Below are 6,950 nucleotides of genomic sequence, written 5' to 3'. Positions count from 1 at the left end.
GGGACCTTCGTGCCGCTGGTCTTTGCGTCAGGGGAGGCATTCCAGTTCGACTGGAGCGAAGACTGGGCCGTAATCGCTGGCGAGCGTGTGAAGCTGCAAGCGGCCCACACCAAGCTCGCGCACAGCAAGGCCTTTATCGTCAGAGCCTCCCCCGCCCCGCGCTTCGGCATCGACAAAGGCGGCGATGGTCTCCGCCAGGCGAACCGTGACCATGTGCTGGCGCGGCGCGCTGAGCTCCCGGCTGACCCAGGCTGCCCAAAGGAGCGCGGCGACAAGCGCGAGCACGGCGACGAGCTTGATGGCCAGGCGGCGGTCGATGGTGGGGATGCGTTTCGCCTCAGCCATTCTGGCTCTCCCCAGCTTGCTGGTGATCGATCTCGCTCATGAGGCGCTTGAGGAAGCGCGGCATGCGCAGCAGCGTCAAGGTCTCCGTGCGATCATCCATGTCGAGCCGGGCATTGGCTCTGAAGTCGGCGATGGTCTCAGCCTTTTGCTGAAGCACCAGCATCCAGTCGCTGTTTTCGAGCGCCGCCCGCGCGCCATCCGACTTGTAGTAGTCATTGAGCGACTGGGTCGCGGTGGCGAGCGCGCCGCCATATTTGCGCGCCGTGCGGGCATAAGTCTCGACGAACTCACCCATCGAGCCGCCCTTGAGCATCGCCCAGGCCTCGTCGATCAGCAGCAGCTTGCGGGTGCTGCGCGACGTCCGGGTCATTGCCTGGCTGGTCATGAACATGATCGCCGAGAGCACCACGCTGCGCAGTTCCTCGCGGCTTGCAAGGTCGCTCATCTCGAAGACCGTGAAGTCATCATCGAGCGCGAAGCTCGCCTTGCCCGAGAAAAACCCGCCGTAGCTGCCGCCGCGGCAGAAGGGTCCGATCGCGGTGGCAAGGTCACGGCCCGCCTCGCTTTCGCAATGCGCGAGCGCGTTGGCGACATCGTCGATGGCGGCCCCGCTTCCCAGCGCCTCCCAGGTGGCATTGACCGCGCGGTCAATGAGGCCGCGCTCGGTATCGCTCGGCGCTGTGCCCGGTCGCGCCATCTGGCCGATGATCGCCTTGATCATGGCAAAGCAATCGAGGCGGTAATCCTCGTCCTGATGCGCGCGGGCATCATCGACCATCGAGAAGGGGTTGAGCGAGAAACCCGAGGCGAGCGTGAACTCGACAAAGGTGCCGCCTTGCAGCTTGACCGAATGCTCGAAGCTGCGCCCGTCATCGATCACCACCACCTTGGCGCCGGCGCCGCGCAGCGCCGCACACAGCTCCTGCAGCAGCACCGATTTGCCCGAACCCGACTTGCCGCAGATCGCGATGTTGTGATTGCCAGCAGTGTTTTCGAACGGCGACCACCAGAAGGGTTGTCCGCGCCGGCCGACCAGCAGCAGGTGCGGAACCGGGCCGCCGAGATATTCACCCTGGAGCGGTGCGATATTGGCCGCCGTGGTCGAGAGCATGGTCTTGAAGCGCTTGAGCCGCGCCATGTCCTCGCCAAGCCCGTCGGCAAGGCTCAGCGGGAAGGCGGCGACCAGGCCCTGGAGCTGAAGGAAGCGCTCGTCGGCAAGGTCCCATCCGGCAGCTTTGTAGATCGCCTTGATCACCCGCTCATGCGCGTCGCCCTGCCCCAGCGGCGAAATGCTGGTGAGCCCGTAGAACAGCTTCACGAGCTTCTTGCCCGACTGAAGCTCGGTCTGGACATGCCGCCATTCGGCCGATTGTTCAGACAGGCGCGGCAGGAAGCGCGCGCTCTTGGTCGCCTCGAGGCTGGTGGTGCGCATGAACTTGAAGCCCGCACGCGCGGCTGCTGCTTCCTGGTCGGGATAGACGAGGCAGAGCATGGTCGCGACCGGGCAGGGAAATCGCAACTTGTCGGTAAACATGTCGCCGATCAGCCGCGCGCATTCCCACGGCGCCCAGCGCTGCGGCGTGCTTCGCACCGCGAAGTGACGGATATCGAAATGATCGGGATAGCAGGCGCCGATCTCGGGATGACCCTGCGCATCGCGGCCGGTCTCGCGGAACCGTTCGGTCCGCAAGATCAGGCGGTCATCCTCGACTTCGAGCTCGATGTCGCGGCGGATCGCCTGAACATCGAGCGTGTCATGCGGGTTCCAATCATGTGCGTCAGCCTCTTGCGCCGTGGTGGGCGAGGTCAGCTCGTCGATCAGCGCGAGCAGGCCCGCGGGCCGCAGCTCATGGGCTTCGAGCCCAAGCGAGCGCAGCATGCCGATGAGGCCCTCGCGGCATTCGCCGAGCTCTGCATCGGTGACCGGCCCCGGCACCGGCACGCCAAGCGAGACGATCACCCGGACATTGCGGGCATGGAACGGCGCATGCGCCGCCCCCGAGGTCCAGACCAGATCATAGAGCCGCTGCGTGCGCGCCCGGGCGATCGCCTCGTAGATCCCGCCCTGCTCGTAGCGCGGCGCAAACCACGGGCCGATGATCGAGCCGATCCGTGGCGAGCCGAAATTGAGGAGCTGCAGGCAGGCACCGGGCGGCAAGCCTTCGGAGAAGAACTGGCCGAGGATCTCGCCGGTGCGCTCGTCTGCTCCGATCAGCGGGGTGACTTCGAGGATGAAACCCTTCGAGCGGGCGTTGCGGTAGAGCTTCGCGCTCTCGTCATAGACACGGTAGGGCAGCCAGTCGGAGAGCATGTCGAGGCCAAAGTGCCCGCGCGGCCTCTCAGGCTTTGCCGTGTCGGCGAAGAGGCCGCGCGACAGCGCGTCGCGGGCAGCAGAGAATGAGAGGGTCACCGGCGTTCTCCTTCAGGGTGATCAGGGTGGGGGACCGGCGCGCGGGGAGGCGGGAACGCGCCAGGTCCCCCGAGATCCGGCGCATCAGCGCCGGGGATTGCCGGATTGGGCTGGCCGCGCCCGCCGCGAGGAGGTCGGGATTGAGCTCGAGCAGTCGCGCCGCGGTGACATCGCGGCGCTCTTCCATGTCGTAGAGGCGCCCGACAAACAGGTAGCGCGCGGCCTCATCGACATAGAACAGCGTGTCGCCCGACACGACTTCGCACCACGGTCCCAAGACGTCGCAATTGATCGCATCGATCGGCGTCTTAGGGAGGCGCAGCTTAAGGGCAGCCGCCACATCGGAAGCGGCTCCCGCCGCATTGGCTGGGTTGGCGGTCACCAGCGAGACCCCGAGGGTCAGCACGGCAGCCGCGCTCGAGGCAGCAAGGGCAAGGTGGGCGGCGCGAGCCTTTCGGCTCGGCCGGCGGCGGTCATGGTAGTTCATTTGGAGGGGCTCCTGACGTGGACGCCGTCGAGAAACACGATCTCGACCTCGATGCCGGTCGGCATCTCGACGACGGGTTGATATTGTTCAGCGCGTTCGATGAGGTATTTGCTGACCGTGTCGGCCGCCTCGCCCGCGCCCTGGCCAAGGCCGCCGGCGAGGATATCGGTCGGCGAAAGCGGCTCGCGCTGCTGGCCCGCAGCGATCTGGCCTGCGAAGATGCCATTGGCATTGGCTGAAAAGCCGCGGCCGAAGCCGCCGACGATCCCGGCAAGCAGCGCCTGGGCGACCAGACTGCCTTCGCGGCTGACGACGCGGCCACGCACGCCCGACTTGCCAGCAAAGGCGATAAAGCCCTTGATCTCGCTCACCGCGAAGCGCCCGCCGGGCTGCGCGCAGGTCATGCGCACCAGCTTGACGTAGACCTTCTCTGCCGAGAGATCGCCGCGCGCCGCGCCATTGACGAGGCAGCCGGTGATGTCGGTGGTGATGAGCTTGCCGCCGCGCATGACCGACCGGGCCGGCCCAGTGATGCGCAGCACCACGGGCAAAGGATCAGTTTGGCTGGCGACCCCCGTCGAGGCATCGACCCCGACGATCACCTTGGCCGGCGCATAGGAATTGGGCGGCAGGTAATCGCGGCTCGCCTCGAGCAGCAGCGCCGGCGCGGTCGTGCTGACAGGCTGGCGGTCCTTCTCGGTCTCGCTCGCAAAGCTCAAGAGGCTGAGCTTGCGCTCTTCCGGCAGAGGTCCGGCGAGCGGGTCAGCCGCAGCGCTCGCAGGTCGGACGCCTGCGCCGTAGGCTGGCGGCGGCGGAAGCGGGGGCGGCGATGTCTTCGCGACCTGTTCGAGCTGGCCGCGCAGCGCGGCATTCTCGGCCGAGATCGCATCGATCGCGGCCTGCCCATCGCTGCGCATCTGCGCGTTTTCGCTGCGCAGCGCCTCGAGCTCCTGCTCGATTGCGGGGCGCGGGAGCTGCGATTGCTGCAGGTCCTTGATCGCCCGGCCCTGGGCATCGAGCCGGTTGCCGTAGCTCGCCACGAACTCGCGCTGCGAGAGGTTGCGGTTGACGAGCCCGCCGGTGTCGATCGTCGCGGCGCCGTTGGGATTGCTGCCTGCGCCCTTGCTGTCGCCGCTGAAGATGAAGGCGGTCCCGCCCAAGAGCGCGACCGCGCCAATCCCGGCGAGCAGCATCTTCTGGCGCTGGGCGATCTGCGCGTTGAGTTCGCGCCGCGCGGTCTCGCGGGCCTCGGGTGATCCCGGGAGCGGCTTGGTCTCAGGGGTTTGTGCCTCGGCCATTACTCGAGCCCTCCCTTGGCAAAGACCAGGAAGGCGCTGGTCGCCTCACCGTGAGCGAGGCTGTCGCGGCCGTAGGCAAAGGCGAGCGCGCCGGCCGGCGCTTCGCGCTCCGCGGCCAGCACAAGGCTATCCTTGCCGAGGTTGCGGACCAGGAAGTGCTGTCCGGTGAGCGCATCGCCTTCGTATTCGGCGACCAGCTGGACCTCGATTCCCTCGGTGCGGCGCGGCGCGGAGAGTTCAGCGCGCGCCCGGTAGCCGGGCAGCACGGCATCGCTCGCCATCGCTTCGATCAGGCGGACGGCGGCATCCTTAGGACTCGCGGCGGTCTCCCACTCGGCTGCCTCGATTTTGGCGAGCGCCGGGTTGGTGATGAACACCTGCGTCGCTTCGTCAGAGCCAAGCCGGCAAGCAAACTTGTAGACGTAGCCCGCCTTGCTGGTGGCAAAGAAGCTGACCCTGGCAGCCGCATATTGCGGCGGCACCGAGATATAGATGTCCCCGCGCACCGGCTCGTGGGTCACCTGGAAATCATTGTAGGGAAAGCCGCTCGCGATCTTCGAGACACTGGCAAAGCCATCGCCCACGAGCGCAATGCGGGTCAGCTCGCCGCGCGCGAGCTCGCAGGCGATCGTCGCATTGTCGGCCGCCTCGACAAACTGGTCGGCATGCGCAGGGACAGCGGCAAGGCCGAGCGCGAGCGCGGCGAGGCTTGGATACGGGAATGGGATGCGGGTCATTGGCCCTTGTCCTTCTCGTCGGAGGGGAGTTGTTCGAAGCCGGTCAGCTGAAGGCTCAGCCCGCGCTGCGACCAGCGGAAGCGGAAGGCGCGGCGCTGGCTCGCGATCACCTGCGCGCCGACAAAGGTCTTGAGCGTGCCGGTGACGGTCGAGGTGAGGCCGCGCGGATCGACCTCGATCCGGGCGATCACGAAGGCCTGGCTGATATCCGAGCCGCGCTGCTCCTCGACGATCTGCACCAGCTCGGCCTTGAGGCGGCCATGCGCGGCAGGATCAGCGAGCTTGAGGATGCTCGCCATCCAATAGTCGAGGCTTTCGGGTGCCCGGTTGAGCAGCATCAGCGCCGTGTCGCGGGTCACCAGCTCGAGATAGGGCGCATCGACCCCAGCGCTCGAGAGGCTGAGCCGCTCTGCGGTGATCGGCACCAGCACGACTTGCTCGTCACGCGTCACCGCAGCGCCAAGGCTCAGAACGCTGGTGAAGCCAAGAACGCCCGCCAGCATCGCGAAGCGGTTGCGTTGGCGCAGGTACGCCTGTGCCTGTTCATGTGCGAATTCGGCGCGCATTGCTGGTCCTCCCTCAGCCCGCCAGCAGGCGGCAGTGGGAGGGCGGCGTGGCCTTTAGCCCGAGAAAAGCCCCGGGCAGGTACCAATAGGCAGCATGCACCAGCGCCGATCCAGCGCCGCGTGCCTTCGCCTTCCGCAAGGCAAACCAGGCTCCGGCGGCCAGGCCGATACCGATGAAGATATGCTGCGCGAGAATGCCCCAGGCGAAGGGGATCAGGATCCCCGCAAACTCGTCGATGGTCCAGAAGCCGATGAGCTCCGGGTCGTCGAGCCGCCGTGGCACGAGGTACTTGTCAGCCATGATGCCGCCCTCCTGTCGTGAACCGCAGCCGCCGGTCAGATGACCGCGGTCACGACCGAGGTGACGATCGGCACGCCGGTGCCGACACCGATCCCGACACCGACCGGCACCGCGACCTGGCCGAGCGAGAAGCGCCCCGAGGCGAGGCCGATCAGGCCGCCCGCGAGGCTGAGGACGGTGATGATCTTGCCGCCCGAGCCTTCGAGAAAATTGGTGAACTGGGTCAGCGCCGGATCGAAGGTGGTGTCAGCCCCGGCGATCGCCGCGCTGGCACCGGCAAGCGCGACGAGCGCCGGAAGGATGTAGTCGCGGCGCTGGATGCGGCGCGCCGCTTGGGGCGGAACGGCAGTCTTGATGGTCATGGGGAGGTACTCCGAGGGTTGAACAACAGCCAACGATGCGTTCGCTGTATGTTCTTTCCTCTCTCCTGAGCCGGGCTGTAGGAAATCGAAGAGTGAGATGTGCAGGCCTAGCCCAAGCGAAAAATGACATTGGGCAGCTCGCAGGCCGGTCATCGCGCCGGCTGTTCGGCCGCTTGCGCTCAAGGTGCCGGTATAGCAGCCAGGTTACTGGCATTTACCGTTGATCTTCTGCTGCCTGCGCGCTCGAAGCAGGGATCGCTCCGAAAGGCTGCGCTGCAACGGCCTCGACCGGTGGCTGGGCTAGCTCTTGCAGTGTGCTGGCGAGGTGCGGCAAGCGCCGGTCAATTGCAGCGGCGATGCTCGCGTGGACTTCCTCTGAGAAGTCTGCCGGCATCGCTGCGCGGGCTTGGCTGACAGCGTCTTCCGCCTGGTCGAGTAGCTCCG

7 protein-coding genes and 3 pseudogenes are annotated in these 6,950 nt (G+C 66.7%); 1 reads left to right on the top strand and 9 read right to left on the bottom strand.

Annotation, left to right across the window (positions count from 1 at the left end; genetic code table 11):
* Nucleotides 1-153: pseudogene (locus tag NBV68_RS16280) on the top strand (IS21 family transposase); the annotation flags it as partial.
* Nucleotides 154-213: 60 nt separating this feature from the next.
* Here the strand turns inward: NBV68_RS16280 and NBV68_RS16275 are convergent.
* The 9 genes and pseudogenes from NBV68_RS16275 to NBV68_RS16235 all read right to left on the bottom strand — a co-directional run.
* Nucleotides 214-345, bottom strand: a pseudogene (locus NBV68_RS16275) (hypothetical protein); the annotation flags it as partial.
* Nucleotides 338-2,755 carry a DUF5934 domain-containing protein gene (locus NBV68_RS16270; protein WP_296311764.1) on the bottom strand — a complete coding sequence of 806 codons (2,418 nt, stop codon included), beginning with the start codon at nt 2,753-2,755 and terminating at the stop codon, nt 338-340. The gene NBV68_RS16270 and the pseudogene NBV68_RS16275, both read right to left, overlap by 8 nt.
* A 112-nt stretch (nt 2,756-2,867) precedes the next feature.
* A pseudogene (locus tag NBV68_RS16265) lies at nt 2,868-3,242 on the bottom strand (disulfide isomerase DsbC N-terminal domain-containing protein); the annotation flags it as partial.
* Complete coding sequence (locus tag NBV68_RS16260) at nt 3,239-4,540, bottom strand: TraB/VirB10 family protein (protein ID WP_296311762.1); 1,302 nt, start codon at nt 4,538-4,540, stop codon at nt 3,239-3,241. The gene NBV68_RS16260 and the pseudogene NBV68_RS16265, both read right to left, overlap by 4 nt.
* Entirely contained in the window at nt 4,540-5,277 is a 738-nt protein-coding gene (locus NBV68_RS16255) for a type-F conjugative transfer system secretin TraK (RefSeq protein WP_296311760.1), read from the bottom strand. Before NBV68_RS16255 ends, NBV68_RS16260 begins: the two co-directional genes overlap by 1 nt.
* Nucleotides 5,274-5,843: a type IV conjugative transfer system protein TraE gene (locus NBV68_RS16250; protein WP_296311759.1), complete on the bottom strand. Its 570-nt coding sequence runs from the start codon at nt 5,841-5,843 to the stop codon at nt 5,274-5,276. The genes NBV68_RS16255 and NBV68_RS16250 overlap by 4 nt, the downstream gene beginning before the upstream one ends.
* Before the next feature lie 13 nt (nt 5,844-5,856).
* The gene (gene traL / locus NBV68_RS16245; RefSeq protein ID WP_067402642.1) at nt 5,857-6,144 is read right to left on the bottom strand and encodes a type IV conjugative transfer system protein TraL; all 288 of its coding nucleotides are present in this window, start codon (nt 6,142-6,144) and stop codon (nt 5,857-5,859) included.
* A 35-nt stretch (nt 6,145-6,179) separates the two neighbouring features.
* Entirely contained in the window at nt 6,180-6,506 is a 327-nt protein-coding gene (locus NBV68_RS16240) for a hypothetical protein (protein WP_296311755.1), read from the bottom strand.
* A gap of 214 nt (nt 6,507-6,720) precedes the next feature.
* A partial coding sequence (locus tag NBV68_RS16235; RefSeq protein WP_296311752.1) for a hypothetical protein occupies nt 6,721-6,950 on the bottom strand: 230 nt, incomplete at its 5' end.

Origin of the sequence: Erythrobacter sp. (assembly GCF_023653175.1) — a bacterium.
Lineage (GTDB): Bacteria > Pseudomonadota > Alphaproteobacteria > Sphingomonadales > Sphingomonadaceae > Erythrobacter.
This window is presented reverse-complemented; position numbering and strand designations above follow the sequence as displayed.

Coding starts and splice junctions, on each gene's coding strand:
- NBV68_RS16250 (WP_296311759.1), bottom strand. CDS start 5,843: ATGCGCGCCGAATTCGCACATGAACAGGCACAGGCGTACCTGCGCCAA.
- NBV68_RS16255 (WP_296311760.1), bottom strand. CDS start 5,277: ATGACCCGCATCCCATTCCCGTATCCAAGCCTCGCCGCGCTCGCGCTC.
- NBV68_RS16240 (WP_296311755.1), bottom strand. CDS start 6,506: ATGACCATCAAGACTGCCGTTCCGCCCCAAGCGGCGCGCCGCATCCAG.
- traL (WP_067402642.1), bottom strand. CDS start 6,144: ATGGCTGACAAGTACCTCGTGCCACGGCGGCTCGACGACCCGGAGCTC.
- NBV68_RS16260 (WP_296311762.1), bottom strand. CDS start 4,540: ATGGCCGAGGCACAAACCCCTGAGACCAAGCCGCTCCCGGGATCACCC.